The sequence below is a fragment of the Micromonospora sp. NPDC047730 genome (assembly GCF_043204765.1).
Lineage (GTDB): Bacteria > Actinomycetota > Actinomycetes > Mycobacteriales > Micromonosporaceae > Micromonospora.
In genome coordinates, this window is record NZ_JBIDCU010000024.1 from 12181 (window position 1) to 33748 (window position 21568).

At 71.5% G+C, this 21568-nt stretch carries 14 protein-coding genes; 10 read left to right on the forward strand and 4 right to left on the reverse strand.

The annotated features are described in order from the left end of the window. Positions 1–11: 11 nt before the first annotated feature. Both ACGF5G_RS32180 and ACGF5G_RS32185 read right to left on the reverse strand, forming a co-directional pair. Complete coding sequence (locus ACGF5G_RS32180; protein WP_393269845.1) at positions 12–2105, reverse strand: M14 family zinc carboxypeptidase; 2094 nt, start codon at positions 2103–2105, stop codon at positions 12–14. A gap of 192 nt (positions 2106–2297) precedes the next feature. Beyond that, entirely contained in the window at positions 2298–2960 is a 663-nt protein-coding gene (locus ACGF5G_RS32185; protein ID WP_393269848.1) for a response regulator transcription factor, read from the reverse strand. A 271-nt stretch (positions 2961–3231) separates the two neighbouring features. Between ACGF5G_RS32185 and glgX the strand changes: the two genes are divergently transcribed. From glgX to treZ, 3 genes are read left to right on the forward strand one after another with little or no spacing between them, the layout of a single operon-like run. Next, a complete protein-coding gene (glgX, locus tag ACGF5G_RS32190; protein WP_393269851.1) occupies positions 3232–5349 on the forward strand; it encodes a glycogen debranching protein GlgX in 2118 nt (705 codons plus the stop codon). 1 nt (position 5350) lies between these two features. Continuing rightward, complete coding sequence (treY, locus tag ACGF5G_RS32195) at positions 5351–7675, forward strand: malto-oligosyltrehalose synthase (RefSeq protein ID WP_393269855.1); 2325 nt, start codon at positions 5351–5353, stop codon at positions 7673–7675. Next, on the forward strand, positions 7672–9405 hold the full coding sequence (gene treZ, locus ACGF5G_RS32200; protein ID WP_393269857.1) for a malto-oligosyltrehalose trehalohydrolase: 1734 nt from the start codon (positions 7672–7674) through the stop codon (positions 9403–9405). The genes treY and treZ overlap by 4 nt, the downstream gene beginning before the upstream one ends. A 609-nt stretch (positions 9406–10014) precedes the next feature. On the opposite strand, the gene ACGF5G_RS32205 is transcribed toward treZ, so the two are convergent. Together ACGF5G_RS32205 and ACGF5G_RS32210 are read right to left on the reverse strand one after the other, a co-directional pair. Next, complete coding sequence (locus tag ACGF5G_RS32205; protein WP_393269860.1) at positions 10015–10509, reverse strand: NUDIX domain-containing protein; 495 nt, start codon at positions 10507–10509, stop codon at positions 10015–10017. 41 nt (positions 10510–10550) lie between these two features. Beyond that, positions 10551–11909, reverse strand: a complete 1359-nt coding sequence (locus tag ACGF5G_RS32210) for a hypothetical protein (RefSeq protein ID WP_393269862.1) — start codon at positions 11907–11909, stop codon at positions 10551–10553. A gap of 240 nt (positions 11910–12149) precedes the next feature. Here ACGF5G_RS32210 and ACGF5G_RS32215 point away from each other — a divergent pair, with 240 nt between their 5' ends. From ACGF5G_RS32215 to ACGF5G_RS32245, 7 genes are all read left to right on the forward strand, one after another. Beyond that, positions 12150–12320 carry a hypothetical protein gene (locus ACGF5G_RS32215; protein ID WP_393269865.1) on the forward strand — a complete coding sequence of 57 codons (171 nt, stop codon included), beginning with the start codon at positions 12150–12152 and terminating at the stop codon, positions 12318–12320. Beyond that, a complete protein-coding gene (locus ACGF5G_RS32220) occupies positions 12307–13458 on the forward strand; it encodes a helix-turn-helix domain-containing protein (RefSeq protein WP_393269868.1) in 1152 nt (383 codons plus the stop codon). The genes ACGF5G_RS32215 and ACGF5G_RS32220 overlap by 14 nt, the downstream gene beginning before the upstream one ends. 355 nt (positions 13459–13813) lie before the next feature. Next, entirely contained in the window at positions 13814–14824 is a 1011-nt protein-coding gene (locus ACGF5G_RS32225; RefSeq protein ID WP_393269970.1) for a trypsin-like serine peptidase, read from the forward strand. A gap of 151 nt (positions 14825–14975) precedes the next feature. Then, complete coding sequence (locus ACGF5G_RS32230) at positions 14976–15527, forward strand: YciI family protein (RefSeq protein ID WP_393269973.1); 552 nt, start codon at positions 14976–14978, stop codon at positions 15525–15527. Between the two features lie 306 nt (positions 15528–15833). Next, entirely contained in the window at positions 15834–17474 is a 1641-nt protein-coding gene (locus tag ACGF5G_RS32235) for a pentapeptide repeat-containing protein (RefSeq protein WP_393269871.1), read from the forward strand. 65 nt (positions 17475–17539) lie between these two features. Beyond that, the gene (locus ACGF5G_RS32240) at positions 17540–18046 is read left to right on the forward strand and encodes a hypothetical protein (RefSeq protein ID WP_393269873.1); all 507 of its coding nucleotides are present in this window, start codon (positions 17540–17542) and stop codon (positions 18044–18046) included. Next, positions 18043–21507, forward strand: a complete 3465-nt coding sequence (locus tag ACGF5G_RS32245) for a tetratricopeptide repeat protein (protein WP_393269876.1) — start codon at positions 18043–18045, stop codon at positions 21505–21507. Before ACGF5G_RS32240 ends, ACGF5G_RS32245 begins: the two co-directional genes overlap by 4 nt. The last annotated feature ends 61 nt before the right edge of the window (positions 21508–21568 follow it).

The window sequence follows — 21568 nt, forward strand, 5'->3', positions numbered from 1 at the left end:
AACTCAGCAGGTCACAGACGCGCGCACTGGCCGAAGTTCGGACCCCGTACGGAGTTGGTGACCTCCATGTTCGTCGGCTCGGGGGAGTTGCCGGCGCAGGCCAGCGGACCGTTGACGGTGTTGCCGGCCACCAGCGGCGCCACGCCCGTGCTGCCGGTCACGCTGACCGGCCCGGTCACCTCGTTGCCGACCAGGACGACCGGGCCGCTGGTGCCGGTGGCGCGCACCGGACCCTCGACCGTGCTGTCGGTCATGACGACCCCGGCGGCGCCGGTGGCGTTCACCGGACCGTCGATCGAGCTGCCGTTGACGATCAGCGTGGCGCCGGGCCGCACCTGGATCGAACCCCGGACGGTGGCCCCGTCCAGGCAGGCGACGCCGGAGACGACCAGCGTGCCGTCGTGGGTGCCGGTCAGGATGGGCGCGATCCGCTCGCCGGCGACCAGGCCCTCGACGGCCTGCTCGTCGAGCAGCAGCGGGATCAGGCCCCGCTGCGGCTGGGACAGCGGCACCAGGTAGCCGTCGGCGACCTTGATCACCTTCCAGCCGTGGGCGGCGATGCGCTGGGCCGCCGTGGTGCGCTTGCCGGCCGGGCCGTCGGTACGCTCACCGTGGTACTGCTCCTCGGTCAGCTTGTACGCGCACGGCGGCTGGTCGAGGATCCGCTCCGGGGTGGGGGCGTCCACGGGCGGCGGGGCCTCACCCGGGTGCGGGGCCGGGTAGGCCTCGATCTCCCGGGAGCCCCGGAACACGATCCGTCCCTCGTTGGCGGACTGGAACGTGATTGCCTCGGCGCGGGCCTTGGTGATGTCCTTGACGTTGGCGCCGTGGTACTTGAAGAACTCGTTGAACGTCCACAGCGCGGAGTACGTCTTGCGTCGGCGGTTGTTCGCGGTGTTGCTCTCGTCGGGCCGCGTCGGGCCACCGGAGCTGCGCAGCTCCAGCAGGGAGTTGACGACGTTCTTCAGGCCGAGGGTGTTACGCAGGATGGTCTCTTCGCTCAGGCCCACCGTGGCGTTGGAGGTGCAGCCGTACGGGCACGCCCACCAGCCGTCCTGGGCGCCCTGGGCGTACATGTGGCCTTCGATCATCTCCTGCGACTCGTCGAAGATTCCCTGCGCCACGTTCTGGTGCCGGGGCGGCAGCATCGGCAGGTCACCGGCGTTGGTGTTGCCGTACTCGTGGCCGTCGTAGCCGGCGACCGGCCGGTAGTCGCGGACCATCTCGGCGAGGGAGTGGGTCTCCGGCTGGCGGATCAGCGAGTGGTCCCGGTTCAGGTCCTGACCGGTGGAGTTGCCCCGGGTGTTGGCGGCCCGCCCGTCGCCGTTGAGCGTCGGCACGATCAGCATGGTGGTCTTCGACAGCAGGTCGAGGGTCTTGCTGTCCTTGGTGAAGGCCAACTGCCGGGCCATGATCAGGCAGGCCTCGCGGTCGCCCGGCTCGTTGCCGTGCACGTTGCAGTTGACCATCAGGGGGTTGGTCGCGGCCACGGCCTCCGGGGTCGCCGGCGGCTTGGGGTAGCCGATGACCAGCATGTTGATCGGCCGGTCCTGGACGGTGCGGCCGATCTCCACCACGCGAACGCGGTCGCTGGCCGCGTCGATGGCGGCGGTGTACGCGTACTCGTTGACGTCGCTGGTGTACTGGGCGCCCAGCGTGTCCTCCCACTGGGTGCGGAGGTTCTCACCCGGGGCGGCCGGGTCGCCCCAGTGGGCCCTGGTGGTGCCGCTGACCGGCGCCGAGTAGGGCTGGGCCTCGGTGCCGAACCGGGCCCGGACCCGCCACTGGAAGCCGTTGCCCGGTACGAAGCCGGCGTCGGCGAAGGTCGGCGCGGTGTTGTTGACCTGGCGGTTCGGGCGCCAGACGCCGACGATGACGGGCGTGCCGGGCGTGCCGTCCCCGGTCAGCGGGGTCCGCTCGATCTGGTAGTCGGTGGCCCCTTCTACCCGGGTCCACGCCAGCGTGGCGTACCCGTCGCCCTGCACGACCGTGAGGCCCTGCACCTGGTTCGGCTCCGCCTGCTGAAGGGCCGCGCTCGGCTGCCCGTGCGCCTGCCCGGGCACCGCCGTCGCCACGAGGGTGGCGGCGAGCAGGGCGGAGAACACACCGGCCGTTGTCCGTCTGTATCTCAAAAGGGATCTCCAAACAGGAGGGATGGCTGGGGTGCGCCCAGCACACCCGCACTCGGCCCACCGTTGGCCCGCCCCCTGCGTTTCTTGAGGATCATCTGAGGTTTCCGACCTGTTCACCGCCGTCGGCGGGCGGTCGCGGACACCCGGGTCGCTCACCGGCCGTCGTCATCCCGCGCGCAGCCGGTAGCCGACGCCCCGGACCGTCTCGACCAGGCCGGCGTCGTCGAGCTTGCCCCGCAGGGCCGCGACGTGCACGTCGAGGTTGTGCCGGGTCCCCCAGGTGGTCTGCCAGACGTCCAACTGCAACCGGTCCCGGGGCACCACCGCGCCGGCCTGCCGGGCCAGCGCCACCAGCAGGTCGAACTCCTTGCGGGCCAGGCTGACCTCCCGGTCGCCCACCCAGACCCGCCGGGCGTTGACGTCGATGCGCAGCGTGCCGACCCGCAACTGGCTCGTGGTCCGGGCGCTGCGGACGGTACGCCGCATCACCGCCTCGATGCGGGCCTGCAACTCCACCATCGAGAACGGCTTGACGACGTAGTCGTCGGCGCCGGCCCGCAGGCCGGCCACCAGGTCGTACTCCTCGGCACGGGCGCTGACCGCGATGATGGCGACGTCCTCGTCGGCCTGACGAAGCCGCCGGCACACCTCCAGGCCGTCCCGGTCGGGCAGGTTGAGGTCCAGCAGGACCAGGTCGACCGGGTCAGCCTGGATCGCTTCGGCGGCCGTCAGCGCCGGCACCACCTCGTATCCCCGGCGGCGCAGGGCCTTGGTGAGGGCAGACGCCACGCGTAGGTCGTCTTCCACCAGGAGAATCCGCACGTACATCCCCCTCGGACCTCGTCCCAGCCGGGTCCTGCGAGTCTGTCCGATGATCAACACCCTGACCAGTGCGGATGCAAGATCGTAACCGCGGCGCTCGGTCCGTGCGGTGGGGTGCGCCGGCGGGTATCGGTCGGGTGGATTCCGGTCATCCGCCGATCGGGTGGATTGGCGGCCGAACCCGCGGGGCAATACCGGCACGCGTGTCGCCCGGCCCCCGCAGTGTGGTGCGCTCATGGTGCGGTGCGCGCTCATGATCTTGGGCCGAAGGAGCGACATGCAGGTCTGGCCGGGTGAGCGGTATCCCCTGGGGGCCGCCTACGACGGGATGGGCACCAACTTCGCGATCTTCTCCGAGGTGGCCGAGCGGGTCGAGCTGTGCCTGTTCGACGAGGGGGAGACCGGGGCGGAACGGCGCGTCGAGCTGCGCGAGGTCGACGCCTACGTCTGGCACGCGTACATCCCGGGCGTCGAGCCGGGGCAGCGGTACGGCTACCGCGTGCACGGGCCGTACGACCCCGCGAACGGGCTGCGCTGCAACCCGCACAAGCTGCTGCTCGACCCGTACGCCAAGGCGGTCGACGGCGACGTGCGGTGGGACCCGGCGGTCTACGACTACGAGCACGGCGACCCGGAGCGGATGAACACCACCGACTCGGCGCCGTTCGTGCCGAGGTCGGTGGTGGTGAACCCGTACTTCGACTGGGGCAACGACAGGCCGCCGCGCACCCCGTACCACCACTCGGTGATCTACGAGGCGCACGTGCGCGGCCTGACCATGCGCCACCCCGACATCCCCGAGGAGCTGCGCGGCACGTACGCCGGCCTGGCCTCCCCGCCGATGATCGAGCACCTGACGACGCTCGGGGTGACCGCCGTCGAGCTGATGCCCGTGCACCAGTTCGTGCACGACCACCGCCTCGCGGACCTGGGACTGCGCAACTACTGGGGCTACAACACCATCGGCTTCTTCGCCCCGCACCACGGCTACTCCGCGTGGGGTCGCCTGGGCCAGCAGGTGCAGGAGTTCCGGGGCATGGTCAAGGCGCTGCACGCCGCCGGGATCGAGGTCATCCTCGACGTGGTCTACAACCACACCGCCGAGGGCAACCACCTCGGCCCGACGCTGAGCTTCAAGGGCGTCGACAACCCCAGCTACTACCGGCTGAGCGAGGAGGATCGACGCCGCTACGTCGACTACACCGGCACCGGGAACAGCCTCAACGTGCGCAGCCCGCACTCGCTCCAGCTGATCATGGATTCGCTGCGCTACTGGGTGACCGAGATACACGTCGACGGCTTCCGCTTCGACCTCGCGGCGACCCTGGCCCGCGAGTTCTACGAGGTCGACCGCCTCTCCACCTTCTTCGAGGTGGTGCAGCAGGACCCGGTGGTCAGCCAGGTCAAGCTCATCGCCGAGCCGTGGGACGTCGGCCCCGGCGGCTACCAGGTGGGCAACTTCCCGCCGGTGTGGACCGAGTGGAACGGCAAGTACCGCGACACCGTGCGCGACTTCTGGCGCGGCGAGCCGGCCACCCTGGCCGAGTTCGCGTCCCGCATCTCCGGCTCCGCCGACCTCTACCAGGACGACGGGCGTCGACCGTTCCACAGCATCAACTTCGTCACCTGCCACGACGGGTTCACCCTCACCGACCTGGTCTCGTACGACGACAAGCACAACGAGGCCAACGGGGAGGAGAACCGGGACGGCGAGAGCCACAACCGGTCGTGGAACTGCGGGGTCGAGGGGGACACCGACGACCCGGCGGTGCTGGCCCTGCGGGCACGGCAGCGGCGCAACTTCCTGGCCACCCTGGTGCTCTCCCAGGGCGTGCCGATGATCGGCCACGGCGACGAGCTGGGCCGCACCCAGCGCGGCAACAACAACGCGTACTGCCAGGACAGCGAGCTGGCGTGGGTCGACTGGGAGCACGCCGACGCCGACCTGCTGGAGTTCACCCGCAAGCTGGTCGCCTTCCGCCGTCGCCACCAGGTGTTCCGCCGCCGCCGCTTCTTCACCGGCCTGCCGGTGCGTTCCCGGCTGGTCGACGAGCCCCTGCCCGACCTGGCCTGGTACACCCCCGACGGGCGGGAGATGACCGGCGAGGACTGGGGCAACGACTTCGGCCGCTCCGTCGCGCTCTTCGTCAACGGCGAGGGCATCCGCGAGCGCGGCCAGTACGGCCAGCGCCACGTGGACAGCTCCTTCCTGCTCTGCTTCAACGCCCACGACGCGCCGCTGGACTTCACCGTGCCCGGGCCCGAGTTCGGCCGACGCTGGGAGCTGGTGATCAGCACGGTCGAACCGGAACCGGAGAAGACCACCGTGGTCGAGGCGGGCGGCATCTTGGGCGTGCCGGACCGCTGCGTGGTGGTGCTGGAGAGGACGGCCTGACATGTCGACCACCCCTCGACCGGTCGCGTCCCGGGTCGGCGCCACCTACCGGGTGCAGGTCCGCCCCGGCTTCGACCTGGACGCCACCGCCGGCCTCGCCGACTACCTGGCCGACCTGGGCGTCACCCACCTCTACAGCGCGCCCCTGCTGACCGCCACCCCGGGCTCCGCGCACGGCTACGACGTGGTCGACCACCGGGCGGTCAACCCGGAGCTGGGCGGCGAGGCGGGCCGGCGACAGCTGCTGCGCGCCCTGCGGGCGGCCGGCCTCGGCCTGGTCGTGGACATCGTGCCCAACCACGCCGGGGTGGCCGTGCCCGCCGCCAACCCCGCCTGGTGGGACGTGCTGCGCCGGGGCCGCGAGTCGGCGTACGCCGGCTGGTTCGACATCGACTGGGACGCCGGCCGGCTGCTGCTGCCGGTGCTGGCCGACGCCCCGGACGCCCTCGACGACCTCAAGCTCGCCGACGGGGAGCTGCGCTACCACGAGCACCGCTTCCCGGTCGCCGAGGGCACCGGCGACGGCAGCGCCCGCGAGGTGCACGACCGGCAGCACTACGAGCTGGTCTCCTGGCGGCGCGGCGACGCCGAGCTGACGTACCGCCGGTTCTTCGCCGTCTCCGACCTCGCCGGGCTGCGGGTGGAGGACCCGGCGGTCTTCGCCGCCACCCACGAGCTGGTCCTGCGCTGGGTGTCGGCCGGGGAGGTCGACGGCATCCGCGTCGACCACCCGGACGGGCTGCGCGACCCGGCCGGCTACCTGGCCCGGTTGCGCGCCGCCGCCCCCGCGGCCTGGCTGGTGGTGGAGAAGATCCTGGAGTACGGCGAGGAGCTGCCATCCTGGCCGGTGGACGGCACCACCGGCTACGACGCCCTCGCCGCCGTCTGCGGGCTCTTCGTCGATCCCGACGCGGAGGCCGACTTCACCGCGCTGGACACCCGGTTGACCGGCCGGCGCACCTCCTGGGAGGACCTCACCCACGACACGAAGCTCGCCGCCGCCACCCGGCTGCTGTCGGCCGAGCTGACCCGGCTGGCCGCGCTCGCCCCCGACGTCGACCGCGAGGCGGCCCGCGCGGCGCTGGCCGAGCTGGCTGCCGCGTTCCCCGTCTACCGGGGCTATCCGCCCGAGGGCGCCCGGCACCTGGCCGCTGCCCGCGCCGAGGCCGGCCGCCGCCGCCCCGACCTGGCCGGCGCGCTCGACGCGGTCACCCGCCGACTGCGCGATCCGGACGACGAGTTGGCGAGGCGCTTCCCGCAGTTCACCGGCGCGGTGATGGCCAAGGGGGTGGAGGACACCGCCTTCTACCGCTGGAGCCGCTTCGTCGCGCGCAACGAGGTCGGCGGCAGCCCCGCCCACTTCGGCACGCCGCCGGCGGAGTTCCACCGCTTCGCCGCCGCCCGGCAGGTGCGCTGGCCGGCGAGCATGACCACCCTCTCCACCCACGACACCAAGCGCTCCGAGGATGTCCGTGCCCGGCTCGCGGTGCTCAGCGAACTGCCGGGGCGCTGGGCCGACCTGGTCGCGCGGTGGACGGCCCGCGCGCCGCTGCCCGACCCGGCCTTCGCGCACCTGCTCTGGCAGACCGCCGTCGGCGCCTGGCCGATCGGGCGGGAGCGGCTGCACGCGTACGCCGAGAAGGCCGCCCGGGAGGCGTCGGTGTCGACGAGCTGGGCCGACCCCGACCCCGTCTTCGAGCGGGCCATGCACGCCGTGGTCGACACGATGTACGACGACCCGGAGCTGCACGCCGAGCTGACCGCGTTCGCCGCCGAGATCACCCCGGCCGGCTGGTCCAACTCCCTCGGGCAGAAGCTGGTGCAGCTCGCCATGCCCGGGGTGCCGGACACCTACCAGGGCACCGAGCTGTGGGACAACTCCCTGGTCGACCCCGACAACCGCCGCCCGGTCGACTTCGCCGTACGCCGGCAACTGCTCGCCGACCTCGACGGCGGCCCGCTTCCGCCGGTCGACGCCGGCGGGGCGGCGAAGCTGCTGGTGGTGTCGCGGACCCTGCGGCTGCGCCGCGACCGCCCGGAGCTGTTCACCGGCTATCGGCCGGTGCCGGCGCACGGGCGCGCCGGGCGGCACGCGGTGGCCTTCGACCGGGGCGGCGCGGTCGCGGTCGCCACCCGGCTGCCGCTCGGCCTGGCCCGCGCCGGCGGCTGGGACGACACGGTCCTGTCACTTCCCGTTCACGAGCTGACCGACCTGTTCACCGGCCGGGTCTACAGTGGCGGGGAGACCCGTCTGGCCGCCCTGCTGGCCACCTATCCCGTCGCGCTGCTGGCTCCCACCCCCGAGTCCGTGGAGGCTGCGTCATGACCGAATTCGCGGTGTGGGCGCCGCAGGCCGCCCGGGTCCGGCTGCGCCTGCCGGGCGTCGCCGACCACGAGATGCGTTCCGGTCCCGGCGGCTGGTGGCGGGTCGAGGTGCCCGCCACCGGCCCCGGCACCGACTACGCCTTCCTCCTCGACGACGACGAGCGGGCGCTGCCCGACCCCCGGTCGGCCTGGCAGCCGGCGGGGGTGCACGGGCCGAGCCGGCTCTACGACCACGCGGCGTTCGAGTGGACCGACCGCGCCTGGACCGGCCGGCAACTGCCCGGCAGCGTCCTCTACGAGCTGCACGTCGGCACCTTCACCCCGGAGGGCACCTTCGACGCCGCCATCGGCCGCCTCGACCACCTGGTCGACCTCGGCGTCGACATGATCGAGCTGCTCCCGGTCAACGCCTTCAACGGCGAGCACAACTGGGGCTACGACGGCGTCTGCTGGTATGCCCCGCACCAGCCGTACGGCGGCCCGGACGGCCTGAAACGGCTGGTCGACGCCGCCCACGGCAAGGGTCTGGGGGTGATCCTCGACGTCGTCTACAACCATTTCGGGCCCTCCGGGGCCTACGCGCCGATGTTCGCGCCGTACCTCACCGAGCAGAGCAACACCTGGGGCCGCACGGTCAACCTCGACGGCCCACACTCCGACGGCGTCCGCCGCTACATCGTCGACAGCGTGCTGATGTGGCTGCGTGACTACCACGTCGACGGGCTGCGGCTCGACGCCGTGCACGCCATGCCCGACAGCCGCGCCACCCACCTGCTGGAGCAGGTGGCCGTGGAGGTGGAGTCGCTGGCCACCCACCTCGGCCGGCCGCTGTCGCTGATCGCCGAGTCCGACCTCAACGACCCACGGCTCATCACCCCACGGGAGGCCGGCGGCTACGGCCTGCACGCCCAGTGGAACGACGACGCCCACCACGCCCTGCACACCCTGCTCACGGGCGAGCGGCAGGGCTACTACGGCGACTTCGGCTCCCTGGAATGCCTCACCGACGTGCTGACCGGCGGCTTCTTCCACGCCGGCACCTGGTCCAGCTTCCGCAACCGGCACCACGGGCGGCCGGTGGACCGGCAGCGCACCCCGGGGCACCGGTTCGTGGCGTACCTGCAGAACCACGACCAGATCGGCAACCGGGCCACCGGCGACCGGATCTCCGCCACGCTCTCCCCGGGGCTGCTGCGGGTGGGCGCGACGCTGCTGTTCACCGCGCCCTTCACGCCGATGCTGTTCATGGGGGAGGAGTGGGCGGCCAGCACCCCGTGGCAGTTCTTCACCAGCCACCCCGAGCCCGAGCTGGCGACCGCCGTGGCCACCGGCCGTAAGCGGGAGTTCGCCGCGCACGGCTGGCCGGAGGGGGACGTGCCGGACCCGCAGGACCCGCAGACGTTCGTCCGCTCCCGGCTCGACTGGGCCGAGCTGGACAAGCCCGAACACCGCGAGATGTACGACTTCCACCGGCGGCTCATCGCGCTGCGCAAGAGTCGCCCCGACCTGTCCGACCCGCGGCTGAACCGGGTGGAGGCGCGCCACGGCGACCACTTCCTGGTGATGCGCCGGGGGGAGACGCTGGTGGTGGCGAACCTGGCCGCGAAGCCGCAGCGGATCACGCTGCCGGGGGTGGCGCGGCGGGTGCTGCTGGCCACGGGGGAGGGGGTCACGGTGATGCGGGACCGGATCGAACTGCCGGCGGAGACGGCGGCGGTCGTGGCGCTTTGAGCATCGCGCGACTTCGGAGACGTCACGCGGATGCGGCCGGCACGAAAGCCGGCCACGCTTTGGCGTCGAACCAGCAACGGTTGCTCGGCTTGCGCCAGGTGGCGGTCAGGATCAGACCAGCGGCGAGCAGGTGTACGCCGCCGGTTACGGCCACCTACTCCGGCCGATGCGCCTGCTGCGAACGGTGATGGCCCGACTGCCGCCCGCCGGTCGCTTCGATGAAGTCGGGCCGCACCAGACAGAGCAGCACTGGTGCCGACGAGCCGATAGTCGACTCCTGCGGCCTCCGGATCGATCTGGTCAAGGACCGTGGACAGACAGGGCTGGACAGTACCGATGCCGAAGACCCGCAAGGGTGGTACGACTACCTGCTCATCGGGACCACCACGCTCCGTCTAGAGGTGGCCAACGATCCCGGCTCCATCGTCACGATGGTTCAGGTCCACCACCCGCCCGACCATCTGCTGACCGCCCGCATCGAAACTCACGTCAATGCTTACCCGCTACCAGGTCATCGCTTGAGCGACCATTTAGTCGCACCGTCAGCATCAGGGCATGCACAGGCGTCGTCTCGACGTTGGAGGTCATGGCGGGGACGACCGCTGTTGATCATTCCTGCGGTGGTGAGGCAGAACCGCCGTCGGCAAGGTACACCGGGGTGCGCCGGGCTCGGGCGCGTATCGCCGCGTGGGCTCGCGGAGCGACATTGTCCGGGAGCCGCTGCTCAGCGTCCTGAGGCGAGAAGAAGGCGATGTCCTCAAGCTCCTGCTCAGGCAGGGTGATGCCCTCAAGACTGGCGACCGTACCGCAGTCGAAAGTGAAGTGGATCAGGGCGCGTGGCCGCTGCCCGGCGGGAGGTGCCCAGTCCACGACGAGCAGGTCGCCCACCACCACAGCAGTACCCAGCTCTTCGCGGATCTCGCGGGCGCAGGCGTCATGCGGATATTCGCCCTCGTCCACGTAACCACCTGGGAATGCCCAGTGGTCGTGGTAGGTGGGCTTGACGAGCAGTACGTTGCCATCCGGGTCGGTGATGAAGGCGGCTGCGGCGGCATAGAAGGCGGGAAGGTTGGCGTACCAGGTAGCGGGCTCGGTCCAGGTCACTCCGGTGACGCTAGCCGACATTGTCTGGATGGGACCTTGTGTTACCTGGGCGCTGTCGGAGCCGCGAGAGTCAGCAGGAGTTCGTTGGTCTCAGGCATGGCTCGATGAGGGCGCAGAGCGGTGGCAAGTTCGCGGACGCGATGTGTCACGCGGGCGGAGTGGACGGTTGTTGCGTGGTGCGTCAGCTCCCGGCCCCGGTCGTAGGCAGCCTCGATGTCTCCAGCGCGAGCATGGGTCGTGGCGATGAGGGCGGTGTGCAGGGCACGCGTCCGGATGTTCTGGTTGGCGACGGTGAGCGCGTCAGGTGCGTGTTTCAGGGCCTGTCGGTATAGGCCCAGGTCGCTGAGGCACTTGACCGCCGCGCCGGCGAGGTGGGCCGGGCTGAAGTAGCTGACCCAGCGCGGACCGCCGTCGGGGTCCGTACGATCGATGGCTCGCTCGGCCATGGCGAGGGCGTTCTGGCACGCACGTCTTTCGCCTGACTTGCCGTACGCGCTGGCGGCGGTCGTGTACAGCCGCGAGCGGACGGCGGCGGGGGCACGGCCTGCTCCGTCGATGGCAGCTTCGGCGAGCCGGACGGCGTCGTGGGCGTGCCCGAGGTAGACGGCCTGGGTGGCGAGGTTGGCCAGCAGGTGGGCGCCGTACAGGCGGTCGTCGGCGGCCTTGGCGAGCCGTAGCGCGATGGTCAGATGATGTTGGGCGGTGCCGTGGTCGCCTGCGTCGTAGGACATGAAGGCGAGCTGGCCGGCAAGCGTCGCGGTCGCGCGCATGAGGTCCCGTCCGACGGCGTCGGTGTAGCTGCCTCGCAGCATCGGGACGACCTGGCGCACGAGGAGGTCGACCATGAGCGCCCGGGTGCGCGGGGAGCCACCGCCGTGGCGTCGGTCGAGGTCGGTGAAATGGTCGGCGAGGGCGTACAGGGATTGGATGTCTGCACTCGTCACCAGTTGCCGGCCGCTGCAGGCGACCGCCCGGTCGGGCAGGTCGTACCGCCAGGCGAGCGCGGTTTGGAGGGCGTCGCCGCTCTGGAACGTCCCGCCAGGCGCTGAGCCGAGCTGCTTGGCGAGCATGGCCCAGAGTCTTTCGGCAGCATCGATAGCCTGACCCGCGGACGTGGGGTAGCCAGCATTCACGGTGACATCGCGTGCCGTGAACCCGAGTTCGGTGACGGCAACGGGGCGACCGAGTTTGCGGGCGAACGTTTCGGCCATGGTGGCTTGGACATGGTCGACCGGCCGGCGTCCGCGTAGCCACCAGTAGACGCTGGCGGCGTCGTAGCGCCATGTGCCGTGGATACGACCGGCGTGGTTGAGCTGGCGAGCGAAGGCGGCGTGGGCGTTGCCGTACCCGGCGGTGCGAAGCAGTGCTTCGAACGCCGCATTCGTGACCGGCCGCGCCATGGACATGCCTCCAGATATCGAGTGGCTACCAGCAGTGACGAGCCTATGGGCTGCTGCGGCGCTGTGGGTGCCTCGCGCAACCCGGCGCAACCTGGCACCGAGGACTACGCAACGGCACGCATCGCCTGCCATCTGGTCTGTCGACCAACAGTCGACTTCGCTGGCCTCACGGCGCAATGGGGCGGCGATAGGAAGTGCTTCCGAGACCTACCGTCGCGCCCCCGGTCGACGGAGGTGTGGATGCAGGGCCAAGGCGACGAGCCGGCGATGAGTCGGGGCGAGCAGGTCGAGGCGGCCGAGCGGGAGGCCGCCAAGAAACGGCTGCTCGCCCAGGCCGAGGCGGAGCGCGTACCGGTGGAGGACACCACCCGGGCGATTCCGGACCGGCGGTGGCGGCGTGACCAGCGGTGACGAGCCGATCGGTCGTCGGGTGGCACGCTGGCGGGTGCGGCGGCGGATGACCCAGCAGATGCTCGCGGACCGGCTCGGCAGGTCCAAGAGTTGGATGGACAAGGTCGAGCGGGGCGTCCGCGCTCTGGACCGGTACCCCGTCATCCAGGAGATCGCCGAGGTGCTGCGGGTCGACCCGTTGGTGTTGCTCGGCGAGGACCGCCCGCCGCCGTCGACGGATGCCGGCCCGCCGGACGGGGTGGACGGGATACGGGCCGCTCTCGCCCGCTACGACCGCGAGCCCGGCCGCCCGGTGCGGGCAACGGAGATCGAACGGCATGTGGCACACGCCTGGCTGACCTACCAGCACGCGCACTACCTCCAGGTGGTGCGGTTGCTGCCGGGGCTGCTCGACGCTGCCCAGGGCGTGCGTGCGGACGCGCCGGGGCTGCTGGTGCAGGCGTATCGGATCACCGCGTCGGTGCTGGTGAAGCTCGGCGAGGCCGACCTGGGTTGGCTGGCCGCCGACCGGGCGGTGGCCGTGGCGGGCGGTGACCCGGTGCTCGCGGGGGTGGCGGCGGTATCGGTCGGGCAGGCGCTGCGCTCCCTGGGTCGGGACCGGTTGGCGCTGGCCGCGACGGTCGCCGCCGCGCACCGCGTCACACCCGGATCGGAGACGGTCCACGGGGCCCTGCTGATCCAGGCCGCTCTGGCTGCCGCCGGATGCGGTGACACCCGCCGGGTCGGGGAGTTGACCGCTCGGGCCGCCGACATCGCCGCCCGGGTCGGGGCCGGTGACGACCCGTACCGGACCAGCTTCGGGCCGGTCGCGGTCGAGTTGGCCCGGGTGGTCGCGGCGGTCGAGTCGGGGGACGCCGGGGAGGCGGTGCACCGGCACGAGCAGGCGGTCCGGCGGGAGGGATGGCGGTGGCTGCCGGCCGAGTACCGGGCCGCGTACCTGGTGGACGTTGCGCGGGCGTACCTCCAGATCGGCGACCTGCGCGGGGCCGGGCGGGTGCTGGTCGAGGCGGACGGCGTCGCGCCGGCCGAGGTCCGGTGCCGGCCGCTGGCGCGTACGGTGATCGCCGAACTTGCCCGGGGTCACCCGGCGCCGGCCGGCGTGGCGCGCCTGGCGGCGCTGGTCGGCCTGACCCGCTGACCCGGCCGGCACGTTGTGCGGCCGTCGCGGCTAGCGGACGGATGCTATTGGTTGCCGGAATCGCAAGTCCCACTAGTCGATAGACAACGGCGCGCCCTCAAGCGGAGAGCGCGGATTCGTGGCGCTGGGATTTGCGCGGGCAATACCGAGGTTTCTGTTCAAGCTGGAGGCGGTTTGTCTGCCGCAGTCGTGTTGTTGACGTTATCGGTCGGTCGAGAAAAGGGTCGAGGGCGTGGGCACCTCCATCTTGTCGAGTCAGTGTCAATTACCTGCCATTCCATTATCTTGTGATCAATGCAAATCACTCGATACGTTTCCCTGGCCCGAATGGAGCACCCAGGACAAGGGGGAACTCTTGAAAACAACCCTACGCTGGTCCGCAGCGGCCAGCCTGGCGCTCGCGCTGGTCGTGACCGCCCCGGCGGCCGCCGAGGCGAAGCCGACCACAGTCGAGAGGAACGGCAACACCACCACCACCGCCCGCACCAGCGACGGTCGTGCGATCACCAACGCGGCGATCGCCAAGGAGGTCGCCGCCTTCTGGACGCCGGAGCGGATGGCGAGCGCCGTCGACCTGGACATCGCGAAGCGCCCAGGCGCCAGCGAGTCGACCAACCGGGCGCCGAAGCCCGACGGACCGGCGGGCACGGTCGCGCCCCTGGCGCCGAGCGTCGCCAGCGGCGACGACGTCAGCATCCAGCTCAACGAATCAGCGGTCGTCGGCAAGGTCTACTTCACCATGCCCGGCGGCGGCACCGCTTCCTGCTCGGCGAGCGCCGTCGCCAGCGGCAAGCGTCGGCTGGTCATGACCGCGGGTCACTGCGTGCACCAGGGCGCCGGCGGGCAGTGGTACAGCAACTGGCAGTTCGTGCCGCGGTACCGCGACGGAGTGCGGCCGTTCGGGACGTTCGTGGCCTACCAGCTCACGGCCCGCACCGCGTGGATCAACAACAGCAGCTACGACGAGGACATGGGCATCGCCATCATGCACAACGGCGGTAACTGGGGTCTGAAGGTCGTCGACACGGTCGGTGGTCACGGCCTGCGCTGGAACTGGGGCTACAACATCTCCCTGATGACCGCCCTCGGCTACCCGTCGAACCTCGGCGGCGGGGAGAGCCAGTACTACTGCCAGAGCGGCACGTGGTACGCCGGCGGCCAGCAGATCCGGATGTGGTGCAACATGACCTACGGCTCCAGCGGCGGCCCTTGGCTGCAGGAATACAACGACCAGAACGGCCTCGGATACGTCAACAGCGTCGTGAGTCACGGCGACAATCCGGGCAACGGGCAATTCGACGGTCCGTACTTCGACAATGACATCAAGAGCCTCTACGACTTCGCGGAAGGTCTCTCCCCGGCGTAAGGAAACATGACCAGCAGAGCCCCGGCCCGTGGCCGGGGCTCTGCGCGTGTGCTCCGTTCCCGTAGCCGGCGTCGGGGCGCCGCCCTCGGTGGGCATGCGGCGGAGGTGCTGACACTTGCACCGGTCCGAAACGGAGATCAAGATCTGCGGCATGGAGTTCTTCTGCTACCACCGCGACCGGCGTGATTCCCTCGCACTGCGCACCGAGTTGCTGGAGGAGCACTGGTCCTACATGGACCGGTACGCGGCGGAGATGGTCGCCCGAGGCCCGACCTTCGCCCCCGACGGGGAAACGCCGACCGGCAGCGTGCACATCGTCGACCTGCCCGATGCCGCCGCCGCCCGGGCATTCGCCTTCGACGAGCCCAACCACCAGGCCGGTGCGTACCGGGACGTGCTGCTGCGCCGCTGGCACAACACGCTGGGGCGCACCATGTGGGACTTTCCCGGTGGCCGGACCGGTGGCAACCGGTACCTGGTGCTCGGCCTCGGCGCGGGGCAGGCCGCCGACCGGGACGTGCCGCCCGACCGGGACGACCTGATCGCGTACGGGCCGCTGCTGTCCGACGACGGCGCCACCTGGCTGGGCACGGCGGTGCTGATCAGGGCGACGGACCCGGACGAGGCGCGCGCCGTGCTGACCCCGGACCGGTACGCCGAGATCGAGGTGCATGACTGGAGGTTTGGCGGCCGTCCGTCATGATCCACAGGCGGCGGGTGCTTGCCGCCTGGCACTGCTCGGGCGAGCGGACGAGCTGAGGTTCCGACAGCCATGCGGTTCGAGCTCGACCGGAGCGCGCCGGTGACAGCGTCGCGCCGGCCGAGGTTCGATGCTGGCGGGCGGGGCATCCCACCAGGACCCTCCCGGGCATCGCGGCGACATGCACGGCGGCTTCGAAGCCGACCACGGCGACTTGTCACCATCCCCGGCTATCCTGCGCCCGCGCCCCGGGACGGTCCCGGCGGCGGGTACCGGGTGGCGGGACAGCCACCCCGCTGGGAGGCTCGCGTGGCAACCGAGGAGGCCGGTGTCGAGGCGTGCCGGGTCGCCGCACGGCAGGTGGCGGAGGGGCCGGGCGCGGCGCGCGAGGAAGCCCTGCGGCGGCTGGCCGACCTCGGCGCGACCGACCCGACGCTGCGCCAGGACGTGGCTGACGCGGTCTGCGCCTGGCTGCGGACGCCCGGCGCCGCCGACGGCGGGGACGGCCACGCGCGGCGGGCGGCGCTGCGGGTGCTGGCCGGGCTGTTGCGCCCGGCCGGGGCGGGCGAGGCGACGCCGCCGGGGCTCGCCGTGGACCTGTCCGGGGCGTCCCTGGTGGACGCGGACCTCGGCGGTTGCGAGCTGGCCGGGGCCCGGTTCGCCGACACGCGGTTCCTCGGCACGACCTCGTTCGTCGGCGCCCGGTTCACCGGCGACGCGGACTTCACCCGCGCGCTCTTCCACGGCGAGGCCCGGTTCGACGGGGCGGTGTTCGCCGCCGACGCGGCGTTCGGGCGTGTCCGGTTCCGGGGACGGGCCGGCTTCGACCGGGTGGACTTCGGCGGCATGGCCTGGTTCGGGCGGGGCGAGGACGAGCTGTGGGAGGACGATCCGGCCTGGGACGCGATCGAGGACGTCCGGCCCGCGCCGTGGGACGAGCCGAACGAGGACGACCCGGGCTGGCCCGTCGCGGTGCTGATGGGGGACTACCAGAGCTGGGAGGAAGGCGGGGACGGGGCACGCTTCGCCGGGACCGCCTCGTTCCGGCAGGCCCGCTTCGTCGGCCCGGCCTGGTTCTACAAGGCCCGGTTCGGTGGAGAGGCGACGTTCCGGGACGCCCGGTTCGGCGCGGCGGTGCGACTCGACCAGCCCACGGTGGACCTCAGCGGCGCACAGTGGGCCGGCGCGGCCGGCGAGCCGGTGAGCTGGCCCCTCGGCTGGACGTCCCGCCCCGGGCCGGACGGCACGGGCGTGCTCGTGCCGGACGAATCCGTGTCGCCGTACGCGCGGCAACTCGGCGACGGCGATCCCGCCGTCCGCCACGCCGGGCTGCGCGCCCTCGGCGAGCTGGGCGACGCGCGACCGGAGCTGCGCCAGCGGGTGGTCGACACCGTCTGCGGATACCTGCGCGGGCCGTTGCCGTTCGACGTGCGCGGCGACCTGGGCCCCGCCGAGGCCCGGGAGTCGGCGCTGCGACGCGACGCGCAGCGGCTGCTCGCCGAACGGCTGCGCCCGGTGGCCGCCACCCCCGACGGGCCGACGCACTGGCCGGGCATGAACCTGTCGCTGTGCGGCGCGACGCTGCTCGACCTCGACCTGCACGGCTGCCACGCGGGGTACGCGGACTTCACCGCCGCCCAGTTCCACGGCGCCACCCGGTTCGACGACAGCACGTTCGACGGTGCCGCCTTCCGGCTGGGTGGGCCCGAGGGGCGCGCATCGTTCCACGGCGAAGCCACCTTCGTCGGGGCGCGCCTGGACCGGTGGCGCGGGGTCCGAGAGGTGCTCGACGGCGTCGTGTTCCACGCCGGCGTCGTCGTCGACCCCGCCGAGGACCTGACCGATCAGGTCAAGACCCCGCGCCGCGAGCTGTCCGACGCCCACACCGAGACCCGCAAGACCGACAAGGCCCGCGCCACCGCCGATGGAAACCACGGCGAGGCCGGTTAGCTAACCCGCATGCCGTACCGCCGGCGGGGTGGCTGGCGGTTGCGGTAACAGCCGACAATTGATTCATGACCATGCGTGGCGGGAAGCGGTGGTGGATCGTCGGGGCGGCCCTCGGGCTGGTGGCGTTCGCGCTAGGTGGGTTCCTGGCGCGGGCCGGGCTGGTGAACGCGGACCGGTGGGCCAGCGTGATCGGGGTGTTCCTGAACATCGCCGGTCTGACGGCGACCGTGTGCAGTGTGGTCCAGGCCCGCCGGTCTCCGCGGACCGGGACCGCGGAACGGCCGTCGGAGACGGTGCGGAACACGATTCGCGACGGTGAGATCGCCGGGCCTGCGCTGCTTGGCCGGGATATGCACCAGGTGAGCCTGACCGGTGACCCGCTCCCGCCTGCGGCTCCCGCCGGCCCGGACAGCCCAGCGACGCCCGCCGGTGGGGGCGCGTCGGGGGATGTGGATAACCGGGTCGAGGGCGGCACGTTCCACGGGCCACTGATCATGGGCCGGGACATGCGCGACGTCGTATTACCCCCTCCGCCCGGCGGGCGGCCGGGCGGGGACGGGACCAGCCGGTGACCGGCGCCGCTTCCGGGACGAGCCCGGGCGAGGTGTCGAACCAGGTCACCGGTGGGGTGTTCTTCAGCGCGGTGGTGATGGGCCGCGACATCCAGGTGGTCCTACCCGCGCAGATCCGGCCCGCGTTGACCGGACTACCACCGGCCGCGGCGGTGTTCGCCGGCCGCGACACCGCGGTGCAGACCCTACGGGAGGCGTTGCGGCCCGACCAGGCGGGCGGGACGCAGTTGGTGTCGGCGATAGCGGGAATGGCCGGGGTCGGCAAGACCGAACTGGTCCTACACACCGCCCACCAGAGCATCCGGGAGGGCTGGTTTCCCGGCGGGGTGCTATTCGTCGACATGTTCGGCTACGACCCCCAACGCCGGCTGTCCGCCGCCGACGCCCTGGCAGGCTGGCTGAGCGCGATCGGGATCCCCGGCGAGCACATCCCGCCCACACAGCAGGACCGGTCCCGGTTGTGGCGCAGCGTCCTGGACGCATACACCGGCCAGGGCCGGCGCCTGCTGCTGATCATCGACAACGCCGCCAGCGAGGACCAGGTCACCCCGCTGCTACCCGGTGACGACCGGATCCCGGTACTGGTGACCTCCCGGCACACCCTGGACCTCGACGCCCGCCTGCACGACCTGGACGTGCTTGACCCGGTCGCGGCCGTCACCCTGATCAGTGAGGTCATCGCCATCCGCCGCGGTCCCGGCGACCCACGCTTGCAGACCGGCGGGCGTGCGGCGCTGGCCGACCTGGCAGGGCTGTGCGCCGGGCTACCCCTCGCCCTGCGGATCGTCGCCGCGCTGCTGGCCGACCGCCCCCACCTGCACCCGCAGGCCCTCGCCGGCCGGCTACGCGACGACCAAGGCCGGTTGGACGGGCTGTCACGGCAGCAGGCCGCAGTCCGCGCCGCGTTCGATCTGTCCTACCAGCACCTCACCGACGCCCAAGCCAGGATGTTTCGGCTCCTGCCGGTCAACCCCGGCCCGGACATCGCCACCACCACCGCCGCCCACCTCGCTGACCTACCCGAACCTCAGGCCAGCGTGCTGCTCGAAAACCTCCACCGCGCCCACCTGATCGCCGAACCCGCCCCGGACCGGTGGGGCATGCACGACCTCATCCGCCTGTACGCCGCCGACCAGACCCCCACCACGAGCGACGAAACCGACCGGGCCCGGCGACGGCTGTACGGCTACTACCAGGACACCGTCCGCACCGCGAAAACCCACCTCGACCCGACCGTTCCGACTGACACCAGCGTGTTCGGTGACCGGGCACACGCGCTGGCCTGGCTCGACGCCGAACACACCAACCTCATCGCCGCAGCCACCACCGCCCCCACCCACCACCTGGGCGACACCACCGTCGGCCTCGCGTCCGACCTCGCCCGGTTCCTGGACTTCCGCCGTCACTTCACCGACTGGATCACCATCACCACCCACGCCCGCGACATCTGCCAGCAGACTGGCGACCTGCACGGCGAAGGCACGGCGTGGAACAACCTCGGCCTCGCCCTGCGCGAGGTGCGCCGGTTCGACGAGGCCATCACCGCCCACACCAAGGCCCGCGACATCTTCCAGCAGACCGGCGACCAGCACGACGAAGGCGCGGCGTGGAGCAACCTCGGTGCCGCCCTGGACCAGGTGCGCCGGTTCGACCAGGCCATCACCGCCCACAGCAGGGCCCGCGACATCTTCCAGCAGACGGGCGACCTGCACAGCGAAGGAGCGGCGTGGGGCAACCTCGGCCTCGCCCTGGCCGAGGTGCGCCGGTTCGACGAGGCCATCACCGCCCACACCAAGGACCTGAACATCTGCCAGCAGACTAACGACCTGCACGGCGAAGGAGCGGCGTGGGGCAACCTCGGCCTCGCCCTGGCCGAGGTGCGCCGGTTCGACGAGGCCATCACCGCCTACACCAAGGCCCGCGACATCTTCCAGCAGACGGGCGACTTGCACGGCGAAGGAGCGGCGTGGAACAACCTCGGCGTCGCCCTGCGCGAGGTGCGCCGGTTCGACGAGGCCATCACCGCCCACAGCAGGGCCCGCGACATCTTCCAGCAGACCGGCGACCTGCACGGCGAAGGCCAGACGTGGAACAACGTCGCCATCGCCCTGGCTGAGGTGCGCCGGTTCGATGAGGCCATCACCGCCCACAGCAGGGCCCGCGACGTCTTCCAGCAGACTGGTGACCTGCACGGCGAAGGCCAGGCGTGGAGCAACCTCGGCCTCACCCTGGCTGAGGTGCGCCGGTTCGATGAGGCCATCACCGCCCACAGCAGGGCCCGCGACGTCTTCCAGCAGACCGGCGACCTGCACGACGAAGGCGCGGCGTGGAGCAACCTCGGTGCCGCCCTGGACCAGGTGCGCCGGTTCGACCAGGCCATCACCGCCCACAGCAGGGCCCGCGACATCTGCCAGCAGACCGGCGACCTGCACGGCGCAGGAGCGGCGTGGAACAACCTCGGCCTCGCCCTGCGCGAGGTGCGCCGGTTCGACGAGGCCATCACCGCCTACACCAAGGACCTGAACATCTGCCAGCAGACTAACGACCTGCACGGTGAAGGCCAGGCGTGGAACAACCTCGGCCTCGCCCTGGCCGAGGTGCGCCGGTTCGACGAGGCCATCACCGCCCACACCAAGGACCTGAATATCTGCCAGCAGACGGGCGACCTGCACGGCGCAGGCCAGGCGTGGAACAACCTCGGCCTCGCCCTGGCCGAGGTGCGCCGGTTCGACGAGGCCATCACCGCCCACACCAAGGCCCGCGACATCTTCCAGCAGACGGGCGACCTGCACGGTGAAGGCACGGCGTGGAACAACCTCGGCCTCGCCCTGCGCCAGGTGCGCCGGTTCGACGAGGCCATCACCGCCCACACCAAGGACCTGAATATCTGCCAGCAGACGGGCGACCTGCACGGCGAAGGCCAGGCGTGGAACAACCTCGGCCTCGCCCTGGCCGAGGTGCGCCGGTTCGACGAGGCCATCACCGCCCACACCAAGGACCTGAATATCTGCCAGCAGACGGGCGACCTGCACGGCGAAGGCCAGGCGTGGGGCAACCTCGGTGCCGCCCTGGCTGAGGTGCGCCGGTTCGACGAGGCCATCACCGCCCACACCAAGGCCCGCGACATCTACCAGCAGACCGGCGACCTGCACAGCGAAGGCACGGCGTGGAACAACCTCGGCCTCACCCTGCGCCAGGTGCGCCGGTTCGACGAGGCCATCACCGCCCACAGCAGGGCCCGCGACATCTTCCAGCAGACCGGTGACCTGCACCGCGAAGGCAGGGCGTGGAACAACCTCGGTGCCGCCCTGCGCCAGGTCCGCCGGCTCGACGAGGCACGTACCAGTTGGCAGCGAGCGGTGAACGTGTTCACTAGCACTGGTGACACCGACAGCGCGACTGCGGTCCGTGGATGGCTGGCCGATCTACCTCCACCGACAACACGAGCTGACCTCAGCTAAACGATCAAGGCCTCGCCGACTGGCAGTCTCGTGTAATCCAACCGTCTGGTATTCGGACTGG